This is a genomic window from Georgenia wangjunii (genome assembly GCF_036421975.1).
Taxonomy (GTDB): domain Bacteria; phylum Actinomycetota; class Actinomycetes; order Actinomycetales; family Actinomycetaceae; genus Georgenia_A; species Georgenia_A wangjunii.
The window spans coordinates 67,564-90,742 of sequence record NZ_JAZGON010000001.1; the positions used below are offsets into that span (position 1 = coordinate 67,564).

The following is a 23,179-nucleotide window of genomic DNA, read 5'->3' on the forward strand; positions in this document are numbered from 1 at the left end:
TCAGAGCTTGATCTCGATGTTGACGTCCGCGGGAAGGTCGAGCCGCATGAGCGAGTCGACCGCCTTCGGCGTCGGGTCGATGATGTCGATGAGCCGCTTGTGCGTGCGCATCTCGAAGTGCTCGCGGCTGTCCTTGTACTTGTGCGGCGAACGAATGACGACGAAGACGTTCTTCTCCGTCGGCAGCGGCACCGGACCCACGACCGTCGCACCAGCGCGAGTCACCGTGTCGACGATCTTGCGCGCCGAGCTGTCGATGACCTCGTGGTCGTAGGACTTGAGCCGGATGCGGATCTTCTGTCCCGCCATGGCGTCGTCTAACCTCTCTCGAACCGCTACCTGTACCGGCCCCCGCACTCGGGCGTGTCGCGCTTTGCGCACACACCCGACCCCGGAGCACTGGGCGTGCTGGGCCGTTGTTTTGCTTCACGAGCCTGGGCCACGGGGCCCGACTCAGCAGTCTGGACGTCTGGGGGCATGCCCCAGGCAACCGGACTAGTCTGCCAGAACGACAGGCACTTGGCCAATCGCGCTCTGGACCCGTCCGATCATGTGCACGACCGCGGGTACCTGCCCACGCGTCGGCCGGGCGTGACCCGGCTGGGCAACCCTACCAGCCCCTGGGCAGGGGCTGAACCCCAGGCCCCCACGGACCCTCGTGATCCCCGCCACGAGCGGCGCGTGCGCCGCGCGTCCCGCACGGCGGGGGCGGCGCGCAGGAGCTCGACACGGCGCACGGGCCCGCGCGCGCCTGTGCGACCCCAAGCCGCTCGCCTACGCGCCCCTGCGCTCGCCCACGCGCCCCCTGCGCTCGCCTCGGCGACCCCGGCACCTCGCGCCCGAGACCCCTCGCACGCCGTCGACACGCCCGGCTCGTGCTCCCGTTCCCTCTGCTCACCTCGAGACCCCGCTGCAGGTCGTGCCGCTCGCCTGCTCCGGGAACGCCGAAGGGCCCGGTGGCAGCTGCCACCGGGCCCTTCGTCTGCGCCGGTCCCCCGGAGCGGTGCCGGGTCGCCCCGACGGGTGCTGGGTCAGCCGACCCAGCGGAAGATCACTTGAGGATCTTCACCACGCGGCCGGAGCCAACGGTGCGGCCACCCTCACGGATGGCGAAGCCGAGGCCCTCCTCCATGGCGATGGGCTGGATGAGGTCCACCGTCATCTCGGTGTTGTCGCCCGGCATGACCATCTCGGTGCCCTCGGGCAGCTGGATGACGCCGGTGACGTCCGTGGTGCGGAAGTAGAACTGCGGGCGGTAGTTCGAGTAGAACGGGTTGTGCCGTCCGCCCTCGTTCTTGTCGAGGATGTAGACCTGCGCCTCGAACTGCGTGTGCGGGGTGATCGAGCCGGGCTTGACGACGACCTGGCCACGCTCGACGTCCTCGCGCTTCGTGCCACGCAGGAGCAGTCCGACGTTCTCGCCGGCCTCGGCGGTGTCGAGCAGCTTGCGGAACATCTCGACGCCGGTCACCGTGGTGCGGATCGCCTTCTCCTTGATGCCGACGATCTCCACCTCCTCGTTGACCTTGAGGATGCCGCGCTCGACGCGGCCGGTCACGACGGTGCCGCGGCCGGTGATCGTGAAGACGTCCTCGACGGGCATGAGGAACGGCTTGTCGACGTCGCGGGCCGGCTGCGGCACGCTCTCGTCCACGGCGTCCATGAGGTCCTGGACGGACTTGACCCAGACCGGGTCACCCTCGAGGGCCTTGAGGCCCGAGACGCGCACGACGGGGACGTCGTCGCCGGGGAACTCCTGGCTCGAGAGCAGCTCACGGACCTCGACCTCGACGAGCTCGAGGATCTCCTCGTCGTCGACCATGTCGGCCTTGTTGAGCGCGACGAGCAGGTACGGCACGCCGACCTGGCGGGCAAGCAGCACGTGCTCACGCGTCTGGGCCATGGGGCCGTCGGTCGCGGCGACCACGAGGATCGCGCCGTCCATCTGGGCGGCACCGGTGATCATGTTCTTGATGTAGTCAGCGTGACCGGGCGCGTCAACGTGCGCGTAGTGCCGCTTCTCCGTCTGGTACTCGACGTGGGACACGTTGATCGTGATTCCACGCTGACGCTCCTCGGGAGCGTTGTCGACCTGGTCGAACGGCGTGAACGTGTTCAGGTCCGGGTACTTGTCAGCCAGCACCTTGGAGATGGCAGCGGTCAGCGTCGTCTTGCCGTGGTCGACGTGACCGATGGTGCCGATGTTGACGTGCGGCTTGGTCCGCTCGAACTTGGCCTTCGCCACTGGGGTCCTCCTGGGACTCGGGTAGTTGTCTGCTCACCATTCGCAGGTGCTTGTGCGCCTGCGGGGCTTGCGGTCCTACGGGTCGGTTATCTGGGGTAGTGCTGGTCGACCTGTGGGACTCACTCGCCCCGGGTCTTCTTGACGATCTCCTCGGCGACGTTCCGAGGGACCTCGGCGTAGCTGTCGAACTGCATCGAGTACACGGCGCGGCCCTGGGTCTTCGACCGCAGGTCCCCCACGTACCCGAACATCTCGGACAGCGGCACCAGGGCGCGGACGACCTTGACGCCGCTCGCGTCCTCCATCGACTGGATCATGCCACGTCGGGAGTTGAGGTCGCCGATGACGTCGCCCATGTACTCCTCGGGCGTACGCACCTCGACGTCCATGACGGGCTCGAGGAGCACGGGGTCCGCCTGGCGGACACCCTCCTTGAGCACCATTGAACCGGCGATCTTGAACGCCATCTCCGAGGAGTCGACCTCGTGGTAGGCGCCGTCGTGCAGGATCGCCTTGATGCCGACGAGCGGGTAGCCCGCGACGACACCGTTCTGCATGGCGTCCTGGATGCCGGCGTCCACGCTCGGGATGTACTCGCGCGGGATGCGGCCACCGGTCACCTTGTTGTCGAACTCGTACAGCGCGCCCTCGGCGGTGCTGAGCGGCTCGAAGGAGACCTGGACCTTGGCGAACTGGCCGGAGCCGCCCGTCTGCTTCTTGTGCGTGTAGTCGACCTTCGTCGCGGTACGACGGATCGTCTCGCGGTAGGCGACCTGCGGCTTGCCGACGTTCGCCTCGACGCGGAACTCGCGACGCATGCGGTCGACGAGGATGTCGAGGTGGAGCTCGCCCATGCCGCCGAGGACGGTCTGGCCGGTCTCCTCGTCGAGGCGGACCGAGAACGTCGGGTCCTCCTCGGCGAGCTTCTGGATGGCCGTGGAGAGCTTCTCCTGGTCACCCTTCGTCTTGGGCTCGACCGCGACGTGGATGACGGGCTCGGGGAAGCTCATCGACTCGAGGACGATCGGGGCGTCCTGGGCGCACAGGGTGTCACCCGTGGTGACGTCCTTGAGGCCGATGAACGCGTAGATGTGGCCCGCGTGGGCCTCCTCGATCGGGTTCTCCTTGTTGGAGTGCATCTGGAACATCTTCCCGATGCGCTCCTTCTTGCCCTTCGTCGAGTTGAGCACCTGCGCGCCCTGGCCCACCTTGCCCGAGTAGACGCGGACGTAGGTGAGCTTGCCGAAGAACGGGTGGCTCGCGACCTTGAAGGCGAGCGCGGAGAACGGCTCGTCCTCGTTGGGCTCACGGGTGAGCTCCACCTCCTCGTCCTTGATCGAGTGGCCGACCATGGGCGGCACGTCGAGCGGGGAGGGGAGGTAGTCGAGGACGGCGTCGAGGATCGGCTGGACGCCCTTGTTCTTGAACGCCGTGCCGCAGAAGACGGGGAACGCCGCACCCGAGACCGTGAGCGCACGCGCGCCCCGCTTGATCTCCTCGGGGGTGAACTCCTCGCCGCCGAGGTACTTCTCGAGCAGCTCCTCGTCCGCCTCGGCGACCTGCTCCATGAGCTTGGCGCGGTACTCGGCGACCTTCTCGACGAGGTCCGCGGGGACCTCCTCGATGGTGTAGTCCTCGCCGATCTTGACCTCACCGCGCCACGTGAGCGCGCGGTTGTAGACGAGGTCGACGACGCCGATGAAGTCCGACTCGGACCCGATCGGCAGCTGCATGACGAGAGGCGTCGCCTTGAGGCGGTCGATGATCGTCTTGACGGTGAAGTAGAAGTCCGCGCCGAGCTTGTCCATCTTGTTGACGAAGCAGATGCGCGGGACGGCGTACTTGTCGGCCTGGCGCCAGACGGTCTCGGACTGGGGCTCCACGCCCTCCTTGCCGTCGAAGACCGCCACGGCACCGTCGAGGACGCGCAGCGAGCGCTCCACCTCGACCGTGAAGTCGACGTGGCCCGGGGTGTCGATGATGTTGATCTGGTTGTCGCGCCAGAAGCAGGTCGTCGCGGCGGACGTGATCGTGATGCCGCGCTCCTGCTCCTGCTCCATCCAGTCCATCGTCGAGGCACCGTCGTGCGTCTCGCCGATCTTGTAGTTGATGCCGGTGTAGAACAGGATCCGCTCGGTCGTCGTGGTCTTACCGGCGTCGATGTGCGCCATGATGCCGATGTTGCGGACCTTGGTCAGGTCGGTCAGCACGTCAAGTGCCACAGGGGACTCTCTTCGGTCGGTTCGGTTCAGGAGGGCAGCGTGCGCAGACCTACCAGCGGTAGTGCGCGAATGCCTTGTTGGACTCGGCCATCTTGTGGGTGTCCTCGCGGCGCTTGACCGCGGCACCGAGGCCGTTGGAGGCGTCGAGGATCTCGTTCATGAGGCGCTCGGTCATCGTCTTCTCGCGGCGGGACCGCGAGTAGTCGACGAGCCAGCGCAGCGCGAGCGTGGTCTGGCGGACGGGGCGGACCTCGACCGGGACCTGGTACGTCGCACCACCGACGCGGCGCGAGCGGACCTCGAGCGAGGGGCGCACGTTCTCAAGCGCACGCTTGAGGACGACGGCGGGGTCGCTGCTGGTCTTGTCACGGACGCCCTCGAGGGCGCCGTAGACGATGCGCTCGGCGGTCGACTTCTTGCCGTCGACGAGCACGCGGTTGACGAGCTGGGTGACGACCGGGGATCCGTAGACCGGGTCGACGACGAGCGGACGCTTCGGGGCGGGTCCCTTGCGAGGCATTACTTCTTCTCCTTCTTCGCGCCGTAAAGGCTGCGAGCCTGCTGGCGACCGCGCACACCCTGGGTGTCCAGGGCGCCACGAACGATCTTGTACCGGACGCCGGGCAGGTCCTTCACGCGACCGCCGCGGACGAGCACGATGGAGTGCTCCTGGAGGTTGTGGCCGACACCGGGGATGTAGGCGGTGACCTCGATCCCGCTGGACAGGCGCACGCGTGCGACCTTCCGCAGAGCCGAGTTCGGCTTCTTCGGGGTCGTCGTGTACACGCGGGTGCAGACCCCGCGCCGCTGCGGGCTGCCCTTGAGGGCCGGCGTCTTGGACTTGGAAGTCTTGACGCTGCGGCCCTTGCGGACCAGCTGCTGAATCGTGGGCACTACGTCTCCGTCTCGAAAGGTTCTTCTGTGTCGATGTTCTGGGTCCGAACCGGTGGGTCCGCCTGCGTCCGGAACTGCCCGCACGCGCACGCTCCCCCAGCCCCCGCACCCGGGCGTGTCACCCGCGCGAGGCGCACCTGGGCGACCACTCCTTCACAGGGGCTGGTCGCCGGCAGCTGCCGGCTGTCGATGAATCCCGGCACCCGCGCAGCCCCCCGCCGCGCAGCCGTCTCCGGCCGCACCCTGGGAGGCGCACGTGCATGCACGAGGGCCCGACGGCGCGGGCACCGCCGACCAGCGTACTCCGCGACGCTTTACCACGTCAAAGCGTGGCGGCTTTGACCTGCGTCACGTCCGGCGTGGCGGTGCCGGGAGAGATCCGCCGATCTCCCCCGGCACCACGCGAGGCTCACACCCCGCGGAAGTCGACGCCGTAGGTGTCCGGGCCGAAGTCGAGCTCCTCGAGCATGACCGAGTCCGAGGACCCGGCCGGCGCGAAGTCGAGCTCGCTGTAACCCAGGCGGGAGAACGCGGCGGCCTTGGCCTCCTCGGTCGGCTCGACGTCCACGTTGCGGTACCGGGGAAGCCCGGTGCCGGCGGGGATGAGCTTTCCGAGGATGACGTTCTCCTTGAGCCCGAGCAGCGGGTCCCGGCGCCCGCTCATCGCGGCCTCCGTGAGGACCTTCGTCGTCTCCTGGAAGGAGGCGGCGGAGAGCCAGGAGTCCGTGGCGAGCGAGGCCTTCGTGATGCCCATGAGCTCCGGACGGCCGGAGGCGGGGGTGCCACCCTCGGCCACGGTGCGGCGGTTCTCGTCCTCGAAGCGACCACGCTCGGCCAGCTCACCCGGCAGGAGCCGGGAGTCGCCGGAGTCGAGCACGGTCACGCGCCGCAGCATCTGCCGCACGATGACCTCGATGTGCTTGTCGTGGATGTCCACGCCCTGGGAGCGGTAGACCTCCTGCACCTGGTCCACGAGGTGCTTCTGCACCGCACGCGGGCCGAGGATGCGCAGCACCTTCTTCGGGTCGACGGCGCCGCTGATGAGCTGGCGGCCGACGCCGATGTGCTCGCCGTCCTCGACGAGGAGGCGCGAGCGCCGAGTCACCGGGTAGATCATGTCCTCGCCACCGTCGTCGCGCGTGAGCACGATACGACGGCTGCGGTCGAGGTCCTCGATCTTGACCCGGCCGGCGGCCTCGCTGATCGGGGCCTCACCCTTGGGGGTGCGGGCCTCGAAGAGCTCCTGCACACGCGGAAGACCCTGCGTGATGTCGTCCGCGGACGCCGCACCACCGGTGTGGAAGGTACGCATCGTCAGCTGGGTGCCGGGCTCGCCGATCGACTGGGCGGCGATGATGCCGACCGCCTCACCGATGTCGACGAGCTTGCCCGTGGCCAGCGAACGGCCGTAGCACTTCGCGCAGGTACCGACGCGCGACTCGCACGTGAGGACCGAGCGGACCTTGACCTGCTCGACGCCGGCCGCGATGAGGCTCTCGATGATGACGTCACCGGCGTCCGTGCCCGCCTCGGCGAGCACGGTGCCGTCCTCCGCCGTGACCTCGAGGGCCAGGGTGCGTGCGTAGACGCTGGTCTCGACCGTCTCGCTGCGGCGCAGCGCACCGGTGGAGTCGGCCTCGGCGATCTGCATCGTCAGGCCCGCGCGGGTCCCGCAGTCGTCCTCGCGGACGATGACGTCCTGCGAGACGTCGACGAGACGTCGCGTGAGGTACCCGGAGTCAGCGGTCCGCAGCGCGGTGTCCGCCAGCCCCTTGCGGGCGCCGTGCGTGGCGATGAAGTACTCGAGGACGGACAGGCCCTCGCGGTAGTTCGACTTGATCGGCCGCGGGATGATCTGGCCCTTCGGGTCCGCGACCAGACCGCGCATACCGGCGATCTGACGGACCTGGTGCCAGTTTCCGCGCGCCCCGGAGTTGACCATGCGGTAGACGGTGTTGCGCTCGGGGAAGTTGACCCGCATCGCCGCGTCGACCTCGTTGGTCGCCTGGGTCCAGATGTCGATGAGCTCGGAGCGACGCTCCTCCTCGCTCCGACGACCCATGTTGAACTCCTGCTGGACCTTCTCGGCCTTGACCTCGTACTGCTCGAGGATCCCGGCCTTGGCCTCCGGCGCCACGACGTCCGAGATGGCGATCGTGATGCCTGAGCGGCTGGCCCAGCGGAAGCCGGCCTCCTTGAGCGCGTCCAGGCTCGCGGCGACCTCGACCTTCGGGTACCGCTCGGCGAGGTCGTTGACGATGCTCGAGAGCTCCTTCTTGCCGACGACGCCGTTGACGAACGGGTAGTCGACGGGCAGGAGCTCGTTGAACAGCGCCCGACCGAGCGAGGTCTCGAGGAGGATCGCGTCGCCCTCGGTCCAGCCCTCCGGTGCGGTCCAGCCGAGCGGCGGCACGATGTCCTCGAGCCGGATCCGCACGACCGCGTTGATGTCGAGGATCCCGGCGTCGAACGCCATCGTCGCCTCGGCGAGCGAGGCGTAGGCCCCGCCGGCGCCGCGCGCCTCGTCACGGTCGGACGTGAGGTGGAACAGGCCGATGATCATGTCCTGGCTGGGCATGGTCACGGGCCGACCGTCCGACGGCTTGAGGATGTTGTTGCTCGAGAGCATGAGGATGCGGGCCTCGGCCTGCGCCTCCACGCTCAGCGGGAGGTGCACGGCCATCTGGTCGCCGTCGAAGTCGGCGTTGAACGCGCCGCAGACGAGCGGGTGGAGCTGGATGGCCTTGCCCTCGACGAGCTGGGGCTCGAACGCCTGGATGCCGAGGCGGTGGAGCGTGGGTGCGCGGTTGAGCAGCACCGGGTGCTCCGTGATGACCTCCTCGAGCACGTCCCACACCTGGGTGCGGGCGCGCTCGACCATGCGCTTGGCCGCCTTGATGTTCTGGGCGTGGTTGAGGTCGACGAGCCGCTTCATGACGAAGGGCTTGAAGAGCTCGAGCGCCATCTGCTTCGGCAGGCCGCACTGGTGCAGGCGCAGCTGCGGGCCGACGACGATGACCGAACGGCCGGAGTAGTCGACGCGCTTGCCGAGGAGGTTCTGGCGGAAGCGCCCCTGCTTGCCCTTGAGCATGTCGGAGATCGACTTGAGCGCGCGGTTGCCGGGGCCCGTGACGGGGCGTCCGCGGCGGCCGTTGTCGAACAGTGCGTCGACGGCCTCCTGGAGCATGCGCTTCTCGTTGTTGACGATGATCTCCGGCGCACCGAGGTCGAGCAGCCGCTTGAGGCGGTTGTTCCGGTTGATGACGCGACGGTAGAGGTCGTTGAGGTCCGACGTGGCGAAGCGGCCACCGTCGAGCTGGACCATCGGACGCAGGTCCGGCGGGATCACCGGGACGGCGTCGAGGACCATGCCCATCGGGGAGTTGTCCGTCGTGAGGAACGCGTTGACGACCTTGAGACGCTTGAGGGCGCGCGTCTTGCGCTGCCCCGTGCCCGTGCTGATGGTCTCGCGCAGCGACTCGGCCTCGGCCGCGAGGTCGAAGCTCTCCAGGCGCTTCTGGATCGCCGCGGCGCCCATGTAGCCCTTGAAGTAGATGCCGTAGCGCGCCTGGAGCTCGCGGTAGAGCAGCTCGTCGCCCTCGAGGTCGCCGACCTTGAGGTTCTTGAACCGGTCCCAGACCGTGTCGAGGCGGTCGAGGTCGGCGTCCGCACGCTTGCGCAGCTGCGCCATCTCGCGCTCGGCCGACTTGCGCACCTTCTCGCGGGCGTCCGCCTTCGCGCCGGACGCCTCGAGCTCGGCGAGGTCGGACTCGAGCCGCTTGGCCCGGGCCTCGATCTCGGTGTCGCGACGGCGCGCGACCTCCGCCTTCTCGAGGTCCATCTCGTTCTGGAGGCTCGTGAGGTCCTCGTGGCGGCCGTCGTTGTCGACCTCCGTGATCATGTACGCGGCGAAGTAGATGACCTTCTCGAGGTCCTTCGGCGCGAGGTTGAGCAGGTAGCCGAGGCGCGACGGGACGCCCTTGAAGTACCAGATGTGCGTGACCGGGGCCGCGAGCTCGATGTGGCCCATCCGCTCACGGCGGACCTTCGAGCGGGTGACCTCGACGCCGCAGCGCTCGCAGATGATGCCCTTGTAACGCACGCGCTTGTACTTGCCGCAGTTGCACTCCCAGTCCCGGGTGGGACCGAAGATACGCTCGCAGAAAAGGCCGTCCTTCTCCGGCTTGAGCGTGCGGTAGTTGATCGTCTCGGGCTTCTTGACCTCACCGTTCGACCAGTCACGGATTTCCGCAGCCGTGGCCAGGCCGATGTGCAGCTGGTCGAAGACATTGACGTCGAGCAAGGTTTCCTACTTCCTTCGGTGTATCACCGTGTGGAACTTTGTGGGCCGGGGGTGGGCGCCGCCGTCAGGGACGACGGCGCCCGCCGGGCCTCAGATGTCTTCGACGCTGCTGGCGTCGGGACGGCGAGAGAGGTCGATACCGAGCTCGTCAGCGGCGCGGTAGACCTCCTCGTCGGCGTCACGGAGCTCGATCGCGTTGCCCTCGGCGTCAAGGGCCTCGACGTTCAGGCACAGCGACTGCATCTCCTTGATGAGCACCTTGAAGGACTCGGGGATTCCCGGCTCGGGGATGTTCTCGCCCTTGACGATGGCCTCGTAGACCTTGACGCGGCCCGGGATGTCGTCGGACTTGATCGTCAGCAGCTCCTGGAGGGCGTACGCGGCGCCGTACGCCTCGAGCGCCCACACCTCCATCTCGCCGAACCGCTGGCCGCCGAACTGCGCCTTACCACCGAGCGGCTGCTGGGTGATCATCGAGTACGGACCGGTCGAGCGGGCGTGGATCTTGTCGTCGACGAGGTGGTGGAGCTTGAGGATGTACATGTACCCCACCGCCACCGGCTCGGGGTACGGCTCGCCGGAGCGGCCGTCGAAGAGCCGCGCCTTGCCGCTGCCGTCGACCATGCGCGCACCGTCACGGTTCAGCGTCGTCGAGTTGAGCAGCCCCGTGAGCTCGCGCTCCTGGATGCCGTCGAAGACCGGCGTCGCGACCGGGGTCCCCGGAGCGCCCTTGAGGGCCTCCTCGGGGAGCTTCTCGGTCCACGCGTCCTTGCCGCCGGCGGCGACCTCCGTCGCGTCCCAGCCCTGCTTCGCGACCCACCCGAGGTGGGTCTCGAGGACCTGGCCGACGTTCATGCGGCCGGGCACGCCGAGCGGGTTGAGGATGATGTCCACGGGGGTGCCGTCCTCGAGGAACGGCATGTCCTCCACGGGCAGGATCTTCGAGATGACGCCCTTGTTGCCGTGGCGCCCGGCGAGCTTGTCGCCGTCGGTGATCTTGCGGCGCTGGGCGATGTAGACGCGCACCATCTGGTTGACGCCGGCGGGCAGCTCGTCGTCGTCCGCGGCGTTGAACTCCTGGATGCCGATGACGGTGCCGGACTCGCCGTGAGGGACCTTGAGCGAGGTGTCGCGCACCTCGCGGGCCTTCTCCCCGAAGATCGCCCGCAGGAGGCGCTCCTCGCTCGTCAGCTCGGTCTCGCCCTTGGGCGTGACCTTGCCGACGAGGATGTCGCCGGCGCTGACCTCGGCGCCGATACGGATGATGCCGCGCTCGTCGAGGTCCGCGAGGACGTCCTCGGAGACGTTCGGGATGTCCCGGGTGATCTCCTCGGCGCCGAGCTTGGTGTCGCGCGCGTCGACCTCGTGCTCCTCGATGTGGATGGAGGAGAGGACGTCGTCGGCGACGAGCCGCTGCGACAGGATGATCGCGTCCTCGTAGTTGTGGCCCTCCCACGACATGAACGCGACGAGGAGGTTGCGCCCGAGGGCGAGCTCGCCCTCGTCCGTGGCGGGGCCGTCGGCCAGGGCCGAGCCGACCTCGACGCGGGCGCCGTCCTCGACGAGGACACGCTGGTTGTACGACGTCCCCTGGTTCGAGCGGCGGAACTTCGCCACGCGGTAGACCTGGTTCGTGCCGTCGTCGGCCGCGACGTGGATCGAGTCGGCGGAGACCTCGGTGACGACGCCCGCCTTCGCGGCGACGATGACGTCACCGGCGTCGACGGCGGCCCGACGCTCCATGCCGGTCCCGACGAGCGGGGCCTCGCTGCGCACGAGCGGCACGGCCTGGCGCTGCATGTTCGCACCCATGAGGGCGCGGTTGGCGTCGTCGTGCTCGAGGAACGGGATCATCGCGGTCGCGACGGACACCATCTGGCGGGCCGAGACGTCCATGTAGTCGATCTCGTTCGGCGGGACGTTGGCGACCTCGCCGCCACCGCCGCTCGTCCGGACGAGGACGCGGTTCTCGACGAAGTTGCCGTCGTCGTCGAGGCGGGCGTTCGCCTGCGCGATCGTGTGGCGGTCCTCGTCGTCGGCCGTGAGGTAGTCGACCTCGTCGGTGACGCGGCCGTCGACGACCCGGCGGTACGGCGTCTCGATGAAGCCGAACGGGTTGATCCGCGCGAACGTGGCGAGCGAGCCGATGAGGCCGATGTTCGGGCCCTCGGGGGTCTCGATCGGGCACATGCGTCCGTAGTGCGACGGGTGGACGTCACGGACCTCCATGCCGGCGCGGTCGCGGGAGAGACCACCCGGGCCGAGCGCGGACAGGCGACGCTTGTGCGTGAGGCCGGCGAGCGGGTTGTTCTGGTCCATGAACTGCGACAGCTGGGAGGTCCCGAAGAACTCCTTGATCGAGGCCACGACCGGGCGGATGTTGATGAGCGTCTGGGGCGTGATGGCCTCGACGTCCTGCGTCGTCATGCGCTCGCGCACCACCCGCTCCATCCGGGACAGGCCCGTGCGGACCTGGTTCTGGATGAGCTCGCCGACCGCGCGGATGCGGCGGTTGCCGAAGTGGTCGATGTCGTCGGTCTCGACGCGCACCTCGACCTGCTCGCCGTCGCGCTCGGAGACGATCTCGGAGTCGCCCTTGTGGAGCGCCGCGAGGTACTTGACCGCGGCCTTGATGTCCTCGAGGGAGAGCACGGAGTCGCTCAGCTCACCGGTGGTGCCGAGCTTCTTGTTGATCTTGTAGCGCCCGACCTTGGCGAGGTCGTACCGCTTCGGGTTGAAGTAGTAGTTCTCCAGCAGCGTGCGGCCGGCCTCGACCGTCGGCGGCTCGCCCGGGCGGACCTTGCGGTAGATGTCGAGCAGCGCCTCGTCCTGCGTGGAGACGTTGTCCTTCTCGAGCGTCTCGATGATGACGGGGTAGTCCGCGTACTCCTCGCGGATCTCACCCTCGGTCATGCCGAGCGCACGCAGGAACACGGTGATGGACTGCTTGCGCTTGCGGTCGATGCGCACGCCGACGGCGTCGCGCTTGTCGATCTCGAACTCGAGCCACGCACCACGGCTCGGGATGACCTTCGTCGTGAAGACGTCCTTGTCGGACGTCTTGTCCGGCGTGCGCTCGAAGTAGACGCCCGGGGAACGGACGAGCTGCGAGACGACGACGCGCTCGGTGCCGTTGATGACGAACGTGCCACGCTCGGTCATGAGCGGGAAGTCACCCATGAACACCGTCTGCGACTTGATCTCGCCGGTCTCGTAGTTGATGAACTCGGCCGTCACGAAGAGCGGGGCCGCGTACGTGAAGTCCTTCTCCTTGCACTCCTCGGCCGTGTACTTCGGGGGCTCGAAGCGGTGGTCGCGGAAGGAGAGCGACATGGACTGGCCGAAGTCCTCGATCGGGGAGATCTCCGCAAAGATCTCCTCCAGGCCCGAGGTCTGCGGCACGTTCGTGTCGCCGCTGGAGACAGCTGCCTCGACGCGGGCGCGCCAGGCGGGGTTGCCGAGCAGCCAGTCGAAGCTGTCGGTCTGGAGTCCGAGCAGGTCCGGAGCCTGGAGCGGCTCTCGGATCTTCGCGAATGAGACCCGTCGCGATGCGGTCCGTGCGGCGATTGCGTCAGCGGTGGGGGCAGAAGGGGTGCGCGAGGCAGCCAAAGGGGATCCTTCCCTGCGAATTGTGTGCACACTGCACTACCGGAATCCTGGCCATCCGTTGCCGACGGCGTCGCCGTGCGAGATGCTGGCACGGGTCGGGGCGTACGGGCGCGTGGTGGGCAGGCAGAGGTCAGCGCAAAGCGCAAGCATACATGAGAGGTCAGGTCCAGTCCAACGCCCCTTCGCGTTGTCCTGGCCGCGTGACGACGGTCACGCCGTGCTCCCGTGATCTACCCGCGCTCACCATACGACATCCGGGCGCGAGCGCCCAGACCGCCGCGCCGCGAACGGCTCGAGACGGGACGACGACGGCCCGGGAGCTGCGTGCAGCTCCCGGGCCGTCGTCGGTCCACCGCCTGGCGGCGACCGCCGGGACGGTCGTTCAGGCGGCGGTCGTCACTTGACGGTGACGGACGCGCCGGCGCCCTCGAGCTGCTCCTTGGCCTTCTCGGCAACGTCCTTCGCGACGCCCTCGAGGATGGCCTTGGGGGCGGAGTCCACGAGGTCCTTGGCCTCCTTGAGGCCGAGGCTCGTGAGCGCGCGCACCTCCTTGATGACCTGGATCTTCTTGTCGCCGATGGTGTCGAGGACGACGTCGAACTCGGTCTGCTCCTCGGCAGCCTCCTCGGCGCCGGCGCCGGCGCCGGCGGGGCCGGCGGCAACGGCGACGGGCGCCGCGGCGGTGACCTCGAAGGTCTCCTCGAACTGCTTCACGAACTCGGAGAGCTCGATGAGGGTGAGGTCCTTGAAGGCCTCGATGAGCTCGTCGGTGCTGAGCTTCGCCATGGTGGGCGTTCCTTCCTACGTTGTCCTGCTACGCGAGCAGCAGAGGGGTGGGGTAGAGCGTGCCGCGGCCTCTCAGGCCTCGGCGGCCTGCTTCTCGCGCAGGGCCTCGATGGTGCGCACTGCCTTGGTGGTAGGCGCGGTGAAGAGGTAGGCAGCCTGGTAGAGCGCTGCCTTGAATGCGCCAGCTGCCTTGCCGAGCAGCACCTCGCGGGTCTCGAGGTCCGCGAGCGTGGTGACGTCGGCTGCCGTGAGGCGGCGGCCCTCGAGCACGCCTCCCTTGATCACGAGCTGGGGGTTCGCCTTGGCGAAGTCACGCAGGCTCTTCGCCGCGTCGACCGGTTCCCCGGAGACGAAGGCGATCGCCGTCGGACCGGCGAGGTCGTCCCCGAACGAGTCGAGGCCGGCCTCCTTGGCCGCGATGGCGGTCAGCGTGTTCTTCACGACGGCGTAGCTGGCGTTGTCGCCGAGCGTGCGGCGCAGCGTCTTGAGCTGGGCGACGCTGAGCCCGCGGTACTCGGTCAGCACGACGGCGTTCGACTCGCGGAACTTCTCCGTGAGCTCGGCAACCGCTGCTGCCTTGTCAGGCCTCGCCATGGCCCTCCTTCCGATTGTGCCGATGGTCGGCGTCAGCACAGAAAAAAGCCCCGCGCAGGTTCGCGCGGGGCTTGGGGTCCAACCGTCCGAGGACGGCGGGGAAGCTCTGCTCTCACCTGCGCTGGCTCCGCTGCGTGCGGACTTGGCCCCGTCCGTGGCGGACGGGCGACCTGCGGTCTTGGGCAGAGGTGAGCCTACCCCGGACGCCGCGCCAGAGCAAAACGGCTGCGACGGCCGCCGGGCGGTGCCCGTCATGCACGCAGGGCCCGGCCCGCCGAAGCGGTGCCGGGCCCTGCGCGGGAGCAGCTAGGCGATCAGGACGCGTCCGTGCTCGTGAGGTTGCGCGTCTTCGTGGCGTCGAGCGGGATGCCCGGGCCCATCGTCGTGGCCATGGTGGCCTTCGTGATGTAGCGGCCCTTGGACGAGGCGGGCTTGAGGCGCAGGACCTCGTCGAGCGCCGCCGCGTAGTTCTCCACGAGCGTGATCTCGTCGAACGAGGTCTTGCCGATGATGAAGTGGAGGTTGGAGTGCTTGTCGACGCGGAACTCCACGCGACCACCCTTGATCTCGGTGACGGCCTTGGTCACGTCCATGGTGACGGTGCCCGTCTTCGGGTTGGGCATGAGGCCGCGGGGGCCGAGGACGCGGCCGAGGCGGCCGACCTTGCCCATGAGGTCCGGGGTGGCGACGGCGGCGTCGAAGTCGGTGTAGCCGGCCGCGACCTTCTCGATGAGCTCGTCACCGCCGACCTCGTCGGCGCCGGCGGCCTCGGCCTGCGCGGCGCGCTCACCGGTCGCGAAGACGATGACGCGGGCGGTCTTGCCCGTGCCGTGCGGCAGGTTGACCGTGCCACGGACCATCTGGTCGGCCTTGCGGGGGTCGACGCCGAGGCGGAAGGCCACCTCGACGGTCGAGTCGAACTTCGTCGTCGCGGTGCTCTTGGCGAGGCGCACGGCCTCGAGCGGGGCGTAGACGGTGCTGCGGTCGATCTTCTCTGCGGACGAGCTGTAGCTCTTGCTGCGCGTGGTCATTCTGCTTCTCCTCGATTGAGCAGTCGTGGTCTGCGGGTCCGCGCGGACCCTGCCACTGGCACCGGGGTGCCGGGAACGGATGGACGCCGGGGCGACGTCAGTCCTTGACGGTGATGCCCATGGAACGGGCGGTGCCGGCGATGATCTTCGCCGCGGCGTCGATGTCGTTGGCGTTGAGGTCCTCGAGCTTCGTCTGAGCGATCTCGAGCACCTGCGCGCGGCTGAGCGAGGCCACCTTGACGGTGTGGGGGGTGCCGGACCCCTTGTCCACACCGGCAGCCTTCTTGATGAGCTCCGCGGCCGGCGGGGTCTTCGTGATGAAGGTGAACGAGCGGTCCTCGTAGACCGTGATCTCGACCGGAACCACGTTGCCACGCTGCGCCTCGGTGGCGGCGTTGTAGGCCTTGCAGAACTCCATGATGTTGACGCCGTGCTGACCGAGCGCGGGGCCGATCGGCGGCGCGGGGGTGGCCGCGCCGGCCTTGATCTGGAGCTTGATCAGCCCAGAGACCTTCTTCTTGGGGGGCATGTCGGGTCCTTACGTTCCTCGTGATGAGCGCCGGTGACCGCCGGCGCCGTCGTGCGGGTCCGGCGTGCGTCGTGCACGCCGGGACGTCCCCTCAGATCTTGGCGACCTGCGAGAACGACAGCTCGACCGGGGTCTCCCGGCCGAAGATCGAGACCAGCACCTTGAGCTTCTGCGACTCCGGGGAGATCTCGGAGATCGTCGCCGGGAGCGTCTCGAAGGGGCCGTCGGTGACGGTGACCGACTCACCGACGGAGAACTCCACCTCGATGGCCGGGCCGGAGGTACCGGTGGGCGCCTCGCCCTTGACCGGCGCCTTGGCCTGGAGGGTCGGCGCGAGCATGGAGAAGACCTCGTCCTCGGTGAGCGGGACGGGCTGGTGCGTGTGACCGACGAAGCCCGTGACGCCGGGCGTGTGCCGCACCGCGCCCCACGACTCGTCGGTGAGGTCCATGCGGACGAGGACGTAGCCGGGGATGCGGACGCGGCTGACGACCTTGCGCTGGGCGTTCTTGATCTCCACGACCTCTTCCATGGGGACCTCCACCTGGTAGATGTAGTCCTCCATGTTCAGGCTCTGCGTCCGGTTCTCGAGGTTCGCCTTGACGCGCTTCTCGTAGCCGGCGTAGGAGTGCACGACGTACCAGTGGCCCGGCTGGAGCCGCAGCTCGCGGCGGAACTCCTCCTCCGGGTCGACCTCCTCGGGCTCGACGTCGGCGTCGGGCTCGGCGTCGGCCTCGGTGGCGTCGTCGGTCGCGAGCGGCTCGGTGTCGGCCGCGTCGTCGCCGGTCTCGAGCGCGTCGGGCACGTCGCCCGGGGCGACCTCCGCCTGCTCGTCGCCGCGAAGGACGTCGTCGGCGTCCTCGGCGACCTCGTTCTGGGGGCTGTCGAGACCGGCCTCGTCGGTGGCCGTGGGCTCCAGCGTCTCCTCAGACACAGGTCACCTGCTTTCTGTTCGTGATGGGGTGTTCATACCGGTGTGCCGCGGGCAGCGCCCGACGATGTCAGGCGCCGAAGACCCACAGCACAAGTCGTCCGAAGGCCAGGTCGAGGAGGCCCACGTAGGCCATGATCACCAGGACGAAGACGAGGACCACCACGAAGTACGTGAACAGCTCGTTACGGGTCGGACGGACGACCTTCTTCAGCTCGGCAATGACCTGGCGGACGAAGAGGGCGATCCGGCCGAAGAAGCCACGCTCCTTGGTCGACCGCGGCTTCGCCGGGCCCTGCCCCGCACGCTCGGGCCTGCCCGACGTCGTGCTGGCGGACTCACTCACAAGCCGATCCTCACTGTTCTGGGTCATGTCGACCGGGGGCCGTCCGAGCCGTTCGCCCGGACCGTTCCTAGCAGGGCAGGAGGGACTCGAACCCACAACCGCCGGTTTTGGAGACCGGTGCGCTACCAATTGCGCCACTGCCCTATCAGGGCGACCTCTCCCCGCCGGCCGATCAGCACCGGCCCGGACGTGGACCGGAGTGCGCGCTCCAGCGTGGCGGAAGTCAACCACCGCCGACGAGTGTACGCACCGGAGCGCCCCGGGTCTAACCGGTACCGCTCGAGCATGCCGGCCGCCTCCCGCGGCGGCGCTCCTCCCGGTGCCGGGCACGGCCACCTCGCGGGGTCCGGGAGCCGCCCGGCGGCCTTCTCCCACGCCCCTGCGGGCGTCCCCCGCCCGGCGGCGAGGCACCGGCGCCGTCCCGCGGTGCGGCCCCGCGGGACCGTGCGCCCACGGATGCCGGAGGGCCGGACGTGCCACGATAGGCGACGTGAGCGAGCCCACCAGCACCCCAGCCCCTGCCCCGTCCTCCGCCGCGCCGCGCGTCTCCGCGCGCCTCGCGGCCATCGGGGAGTCCGCCACCCTGGCAGTCGACGCCAAGGCGAAGGCCCTCAAGGCCGCCGGGCGTCCCGTCATCGGCTTCGGCGCCGGTGAGCCGGACTTCCCGACTCCGGACTACGTCGTCGCCGCGGCCGTCGCCGCCGCTGCGGACCCGGTCAACCACCGCTACACGCCGGCGAAGGGTCTGCCCGTCCTGCGCGAGGCCATCGCCGCCAAGACGCTGCGGGACTCCGGTTACGAGGTGTCGCCCGACGCGGTGCTCGTGACGAACGGTGGCAAGCAGGCCGTCTACCAGGCCTTCGCCGCCATCGTCGACCCGGGCGACGAGGTCCTCCTCCCCGCCCCGTACTGGACGACGTACCCCGAGGCCATCGCCCTCGCCGGCGGCCGCGCCGTCGAGGTCTTCGCGGGCGCCGACCAGGGCTACCTCGTCACGGTCGAGCAGCTCGAGGCGGCTCGTACGCCCCGGACGAAGGCACTCCTCTTCTGCTCCCCCTCCAACCCCACGGGCGCCGTCTACTCCCCCGCGCAGACCGAGGCCATCGGCCGCTGGGCGGTTGAGCACGGGATCTGGGTCATCACCGACGAGATCTACGAGCACCTCCTCTACGACGACGCCGTCTTCTCCCCCATCCAGCGTCTCGTCCCCGAGCTCGTCGACACCTCCATCGTCCTCAACGGCGTCGCGAAGACGTACGCGATGACGGGCTGGCGGGTGGGCTGGATGATCGGCCCGTCCGACGTCATCAAGGCCGCGACGAACCTCCAGTCGCACCTCACCTCGAACGTCGCCAACGTCTCGCAGCGCGCGGCGCTCGCCGCCCTCACGGGCGACCTCTCCGCGGTCGCGCAGATGCGGGAGGCCTTCGACCGGCGCCGCCGGACGATGGTCGACATGCTCGGCGCGATCGACGGCGTCACGTGCCCCGTCCCGCAGGGCGCGTTCTACGCCTACCCGAGCGTCGAGGGCGTGCTCGGTCGGACGATCCGCGGCCGCACGGCGACGACGTCGGCCGAGCTGGCCGCGATCATCCTCGACGAGGTCGAGGTCGCCGTCGTCCCCGGCGAGGCGTTCGGCCCGAGCGGCTACCTCCGGCTCAGCTACGCCCTGGGCGACGACGACCTCGTCGAGGGCGTCGGCCGCATCCAGGAGCTGCTCGCCTGAGCGACCGCGGGCCTCTCATGGTGCTCTCATCCGCGGGGGCGAGACTCCTCCCGTGACCACGACCGCGAGGGCCCGCCGGAGCCTGACCGTCCGCGAACGCATCCTCGCGACGGTGCTGGCACTGACGGCACTCGCGCTCCTCGTGGCGGGCGGGACGGCCTTCGCCCTGCAGCGGGCGCGGGTGGACCAGCTCATCGACGCGTCCCTCGCGCGCACGACGGAGGAGGTCCGCGCCCTCGCGGCCGACGGCGTCGACCCGCGGACCGGCACGAGGTTCCGGGACGCCGACGCGCTGCTCTACACGTTCATGCAGCGCGAGGTCCCGGCGGCGAACGAGGGCATGGTCGCGTTCGTCGGGGAGACGCTGCGCTACCGCACGCAGGACGTCGGTCTCGACCTCCACACCGACCCGCAGCTCATCGCCGCGGTGCGCGACGCGTCGGCGCAGACGCGCTACGTCCCGGCGGAGTCGCTGCGCACCGAGCGCACGGAGTACCGCTACCGCGCCGTGCCCGTCCGCGTGGGGGACGCAACGCCCGGTGCGCTCGTCCTCGCGTTCGACCGCACGGCGGAGCAGTCGCAGGTCGCCGACACCTTCCGGACGTACGCGCTCGTCGCAGCAGCCTCCCTCCTCGTCCTCGCTGCCGCCGCGTGGGTGCTGGCCGGGCGCCTCCTGCGCCCGGTGCGGGCCCTGCGCGAGGCGGCCGAGCAGATCAGCGACACCGACCTCTCCCGCCGGATCCCGGTCACCGGCACCGACGACCTCTCCGAGCTCACCCGCACCGTCAACGACATGCTCGCGCGCCTCGAGACGTCGTTCCGCTCCCAGCGGCTCCTCCTCGACGACGCCGGGCACGAGCTGCGCACACCGATCACCATCGTGCGGGGCCACCTCGAGCTCATGGACCCGGCCGATCCTGAGGACGCGGCGGCCACGCGTGAGCTGGCACTGAGCGAGCTGGACCGGATGCACCGGCTCGCGGACGACCTCGTCCTCCTCGCCAAGGCCGAGCAGCCGGACTTCGTACGGCTCGAGACGGTCGACGTCGGCGAGCTGTGCGACAACGTCCTCGGCCAGGCGCGTCAGCTCGGCGAGCGCCGCTGGCGCCTCGAGGAGCGCGTCGAGGCCGTGGCACCGCTCGACGCCCAGCGCATCACCCAGGCGCTGCTCCAGCTCGCCGCCAACGCGGTGCGGTTCTCCGCGGAGGGCTCGACCATCGAGCTCGGCAGCGCCGTGCGCGACGGCGAGCTGCTGCTGTGGGTCCAGGACGAGGGCATCGGCATCCCCGCCTCCGAGACGACGCGGATCTTCGAGCGGTTCGCCCGCGTGGCCTCCCCGCACGCGCCCCGTACCGAGGGCTCCGGGCTCGGCCTGTCGATCGTGGCCGCCATCGCCGCCGGGCACGGCGGCCGCGTCTCGGTCGTCTCCGTGCCCGGGGCCGGGTCCCGGTTCACCCTCCACGTCCCCGCGCCCTCCGTCACCCCGCCCAGCCCCCAGGAGCCGTAGATGTCGCAGATCCTCATCGCCGAGGACGAGGTGGGAATCTCCTCGTTCATCACCAAGGGGCTGCGCGCGGCCGGCTACGCCTCGACCGCCGTCACCACGGGCGAGGAGGCGATCGCCCTCGCCCTCGGCGGGGAGTTCGAGCTCCTCGTGCTCGACATCGGGCTCGCCGACACGGACGGGTTCTCCGTGCTGCGCCGGCTCCGGGGCGTGGGCTGCGCGATCCCCGTCATCATCCTCACGGCGCGGACGTCGGTGGACGACACCGTCGCCGGCCTCGAGGGCGGCGCGGACGACTACATGGCCAAGCCGTTCCGCTTCGAGGAGCTCCTCGCCCGCATCCGCCTGCGGCTGCGGCCCGCGTCCGGCGCGGCCGACGGCGGGACGGTCCTGGCCTACGGCGACCTCACCCTCGACCTGCGCACCCGGCGCGCGAGCGCGGCCGGGGTGGAGGTGGAGCTCTCGGCGCGCGAGTTCGCGCTCGCCGAGACGTTCCTGCGCCACCCGGGACAGGTCCTCAGCCGCGAGCAGCTGCTCTCGCGGGTGTGGGGCTACGACTTCGACCCGGGCTCGAACGTCGTCGACGTCTACGTGCGGTACCTGCGCAAGAAGCTGGGCGCCGAGCGGTTCGTCACGGTCCGCGGCATGGGCTACCGGCTGGTCGACACAACCCGCTGACGCAGCTCCTCCACGACCCGGCCGAGGGCAGGCACGGGCGCCGGCGCGAGGGCGAGGAGGACGCCGCCGATGTCCTCGAGCTCGCTCGGGCGGCCGGCGGCGACGTCGTGCTGGAGCGAGGAGCGCAGGCCGGGTTGGACGCCCCGCAGGGTGGTGAGGAGCTCGTCCGCGTCGGTCGGCAGGCCGGCCGCGGTGGCGAGGGCGGCGACCTCACCGGCGATGCCGGCGGCGAGCGCCTCGTCGCGGGCGAGCGCTGCCCCGATGGGGAGGTCCCAGTACGTCGTCAGGAGGGCGATCGGCGCGAGCAGGCGCAGCTTCGTCCACAGCACCCGGCTCTCGCTCCCACCGAGCCGGAGGGTGACGCCCGCGCGCTCGAGGGCCGCGACGGTGCGCCAGGACGCGGCGCCGCGAGGGACGCTCACGCTGACGAACGGGCTGCGGTGCTCGACCGCGCCGCCGGTCCGCTGCGCCTCGACGCTCACGGCGCCGGAGACGACCTGCTGGAGGCCCTGAGCCGTGCGGAGGCGCTCGGCGTGCCGGACGCCGTTGAGAAGGGCGAGCACCTCGGCGGGACGCGCGGTCCCGAGCTGCGGGAGGACGTCGTCGAGCCCGTACGCCTTGACGGCGAGGACGACGGCGGCTCCCGGCGGGACCGCCTCCTGCGCCCGGACGCGGCTCGTCCACTCCCCCAGGGCGGCCGAGCGGACGGTGATGCCCTCGGACTGGACCCGGGCGGCGCTCGCGGGGCGCGCCACGACGACGACGTCCTCCCCCGCGCGCTCGAGCATCGCGGCCAGCAGGCCCCCCACGGCACCGGGCCCGACGACGGCGATCATCCGTTCTCCATCCGGCCACGGTAGTGCGGCGCCCCGGGCGCCGCACTGGTGCGACCGTCCCGCCACCCCCGGCCGCAGCGCCGGCATCCCGCCCGCCACGGGGAGCCGGTCAGTCGGCCGAGTCCGCGGACGCCGGGCTGGCGGGCGAGGCCGGGCTCTGCGGGCTCTGCGGGGAGACGGGCGAGGGAGCCGAGGCCGGGCTCGCCGGGGTCTGCGGGGAGACCGGCGAGGGCGCGGAGGCCGGGCTCGCCGGGCTCTGCGCGGACGCTGGCGAGGGAGCCGAGGCCGGGCTCGCCGGGGTCTGCGGGGAGACCGGCGAGGGCGCGGAGGCCGGGCTCGCCGGGCTCTGGGGGCTCGTCGGGGAGCCCGCCGACTGCGCGGTGAGCGCCGTCGTCGCCGACCCGGCGCTGAGGGAGGCCGGGTCGGTTGCCCGGGGGTCCGCCGTCGCCGGCGCGGCCGCCTCGCGCGCCGTCGACCGCTCCGTGCCCGACGTGCGCTCGACGGTGGGTGTCGTCGTGCCGTCAGCGGCGGTGGCACCGGCGATACCGGCTCCCGCGACGCCCAGGACGCCGAGCGCCCCCGTGATGACCCATGTGGTGCGTGCAGCCATGGTCGTGCTCCTCTCGTGTGCCGCCCCGTCGGCGGTCCTGTCGGTACCCACGACACAACCCCACGCCCGTGAGACCCCGAGGAGGCCTCGATGAGGGCTCTCTCATGAGCGCCGATGCACCGCCCGGCCCACGCCCCCCGGACACCACGATCCGGCCGGACGGGCGACCAGACGCGGCCGGACAAGCAGCCGAACAGCGGCCTGAGCAGGCTCACCCAGGAGGGCGTGGCCCGGCTCGGACACGACGGCCCGGCCGGTGCGGCCACGACGGCCCGCCCGGTGCGGCCACGACGGCCCAGCCGGCGCAGGCGCACGACGGCCCGGTACGCACGTGC

At 70.2% G+C, this 23,179-nt stretch carries 18 protein-coding genes and 1 tRNA gene; 3 read left to right on the top strand and 16 right to left on the bottom strand.

The window, feature by feature from the left end; genetic code table 11:
• The 14 genes from rpsJ to V2J63_RS00410 all read right to left on the bottom strand — a co-directional run bounded on the left by rpsJ (position 1) and on the right by V2J63_RS00410 (position 17,634).
• Positions 1–309, bottom strand: a complete 309-nt coding sequence (gene rpsJ, locus V2J63_RS00345; protein ID WP_019146773.1) for a 30S ribosomal protein S10 — start codon at positions 307–309, stop codon at positions 1–3.
• 742 nt (positions 310–1,051) lie between these two features.
• Entirely contained in the window at positions 1,052–2,245 is a 1,194-nt protein-coding gene (gene tuf / locus V2J63_RS00350; RefSeq protein ID WP_331228996.1) for an elongation factor Tu, read from the bottom strand.
• A 119-nt stretch (positions 2,246–2,364) separates the two neighbouring features.
• Positions 2,365–4,467 carry an elongation factor G gene (fusA, locus tag V2J63_RS00355; RefSeq protein ID WP_331228997.1) on the bottom strand — a complete coding sequence of 701 codons (2,103 nt, stop codon included), beginning with the start codon at positions 4,465–4,467 and terminating at the stop codon, positions 2,365–2,367.
• Positions 4,468–4,516: 49 nt separating this feature from the next.
• Complete coding sequence (gene rpsG / locus V2J63_RS00360) at positions 4,517–4,987, bottom strand: 30S ribosomal protein S7 (RefSeq protein WP_331228998.1); 471 nt, start codon at positions 4,985–4,987, stop codon at positions 4,517–4,519.
• Positions 4,987–5,361: a 30S ribosomal protein S12 gene (gene rpsL / locus V2J63_RS00365; RefSeq protein WP_331228999.1), complete on the bottom strand. Its 375-nt coding sequence runs from the start codon at positions 5,359–5,361 to the stop codon at positions 4,987–4,989. Before rpsL ends, rpsG begins: the two co-directional genes overlap by 1 nt.
• A 409-nt stretch (positions 5,362–5,770) precedes the next feature.
• Positions 5,771–9,664, bottom strand: a complete 3,894-nt coding sequence (locus V2J63_RS00370) for a DNA-directed RNA polymerase subunit beta' (protein ID WP_331229000.1) — start codon at positions 9,662–9,664, stop codon at positions 5,771–5,773.
• A 90-nt stretch (positions 9,665–9,754) separates the two neighbouring features.
• Entirely contained in the window at positions 9,755–13,273 is a 3,519-nt protein-coding gene (rpoB, locus tag V2J63_RS00375) for a DNA-directed RNA polymerase subunit beta (RefSeq protein ID WP_331229001.1), read from the bottom strand.
• A 396-nt stretch (positions 13,274–13,669) separates the two neighbouring features.
• Positions 13,670–14,059 (bottom strand): 50S ribosomal protein L7/L12, encoded by a 390-nt coding sequence (gene rplL / locus V2J63_RS00380; protein ID WP_331229002.1) that lies wholly within the window; start codon positions 14,057–14,059, stop codon positions 13,670–13,672.
• A gap of 72 nt (positions 14,060–14,131) precedes the next feature.
• Positions 14,132–14,653: a 50S ribosomal protein L10 gene (gene rplJ / locus V2J63_RS00385; RefSeq protein WP_331229003.1), complete on the bottom strand. Its 522-nt coding sequence runs from the start codon at positions 14,651–14,653 to the stop codon at positions 14,132–14,134.
• Positions 14,654–14,967: 314 nt separating this feature from the next.
• Positions 14,968–15,684 (bottom strand): 50S ribosomal protein L1, encoded by a 717-nt coding sequence (gene rplA, locus V2J63_RS00390; RefSeq protein WP_331229004.1) that lies wholly within the window; start codon positions 15,682–15,684, stop codon positions 14,968–14,970.
• A gap of 97 nt (positions 15,685–15,781) precedes the next feature.
• Positions 15,782–16,213: a 50S ribosomal protein L11 gene (gene rplK, locus V2J63_RS00395; RefSeq protein WP_331229005.1), complete on the bottom strand. Its 432-nt coding sequence runs from the start codon at positions 16,211–16,213 to the stop codon at positions 15,782–15,784.
• 91 nt (positions 16,214–16,304) lie between these two features.
• A complete protein-coding gene (nusG, locus tag V2J63_RS00400) occupies positions 16,305–17,147 on the bottom strand; it encodes a transcription termination/antitermination protein NusG (RefSeq protein WP_331229006.1) in 843 nt (280 codons plus the stop codon).
• Positions 17,148–17,214: 67 nt separating this feature from the next.
• On the bottom strand, positions 17,215–17,490 hold the full coding sequence (gene secE, locus V2J63_RS00405; RefSeq protein WP_331229007.1) for a preprotein translocase subunit SecE: 276 nt from the start codon (positions 17,488–17,490) through the stop codon (positions 17,215–17,217).
• A 71-nt stretch (positions 17,491–17,561) separates the two neighbouring features.
• Positions 17,562–17,634 (bottom strand) — tRNA-Trp (locus V2J63_RS00410).
• A gap of 346 nt (positions 17,635–17,980) precedes the next feature.
• Here V2J63_RS00410 and V2J63_RS00415 point away from each other — a divergent pair.
• From V2J63_RS00415 to V2J63_RS00425, 3 genes are read left to right on the top strand one after another with little or no spacing between them, the layout of a single operon-like run.
• Positions 17,981–19,216, top strand: a complete 1,236-nt coding sequence (locus V2J63_RS00415; RefSeq protein ID WP_331229008.1) for a pyridoxal phosphate-dependent aminotransferase — start codon at positions 17,981–17,983, stop codon at positions 19,214–19,216.
• Positions 19,217–19,268: 52 nt separating this feature from the next.
• Complete coding sequence (locus V2J63_RS00420) at positions 19,269–20,723, top strand: sensor histidine kinase (RefSeq protein WP_331229009.1); 1,455 nt, start codon at positions 19,269–19,271, stop codon at positions 20,721–20,723.
• Positions 20,724–21,398 carry a response regulator transcription factor gene (locus V2J63_RS00425; protein ID WP_331229010.1) on the top strand — a complete coding sequence of 225 codons (675 nt, stop codon included), beginning with the start codon at positions 20,724–20,726 and terminating at the stop codon, positions 21,396–21,398. It begins immediately after the preceding gene.
• Here V2J63_RS00425 and V2J63_RS00430 read toward each other — a convergent pair.
• Both V2J63_RS00430 and V2J63_RS00435 read right to left on the bottom strand, forming a co-directional pair.
• Positions 21,371–22,234: a ketopantoate reductase family protein gene (locus V2J63_RS00430; protein WP_331229011.1), complete on the bottom strand. Its 864-nt coding sequence runs from the start codon at positions 22,232–22,234 to the stop codon at positions 21,371–21,373. The two genes, V2J63_RS00425 and V2J63_RS00430, sit on opposite strands and share 28 nt — an antisense overlap.
• A gap of 109 nt (positions 22,235–22,343) precedes the next feature.
• Complete coding sequence (locus V2J63_RS00435; RefSeq protein WP_331229012.1) at positions 22,344–22,844, bottom strand: hypothetical protein; 501 nt, start codon at positions 22,842–22,844, stop codon at positions 22,344–22,346.
• Positions 22,845–23,179 lie beyond the last annotated feature (335 nt).